Here is a 239-nt window from a genome sequence, read left to right as displayed (position 1 = left end):
CACCAAACGTGTTCAGATGTTTGATCACCTGAAAACTGGATACGAAACGTATTTGCGTTTTAGCCCCTATTTGTTTTTCGGGGTCCCCGCAAAGTACTCGGAATCAGCATCGAAGCTGTTCTTCACTTTGTGGGGTGATTTTTTGGATAAGCCCTCGACCGATTAGTACCTGTCAGCTCCATGCATTGCTGCACTTCCACCCCAGGCCTATCAACCTCGTCGTCTTCAAGGGGTCTTAC

At 48.1% G+C, this 239-nt stretch carries 1 rRNA gene (running past one end of the window); it reads right to left on the bottom strand.

What is annotated here, in order from left to right:
* Positions 1-142: 142 nt before the first annotated feature.
* Positions 143-239 (bottom strand): 23S ribosomal RNA (locus tag V4U88_RS26875); it runs 2,842 nt beyond the window's last position.

The organism is Paenibacillus sp. A14 (assembly GCF_036864815.1).
GTDB lineage: Bacteria > Bacillota > Bacilli > Paenibacillales > Paenibacillaceae > Fontibacillus > Fontibacillus sanfengchensis.
The sequence above is the reverse complement of the archived record's forward strand: the minus strand, read 5'-3'. Positions and strand labels throughout refer to the sequence as shown.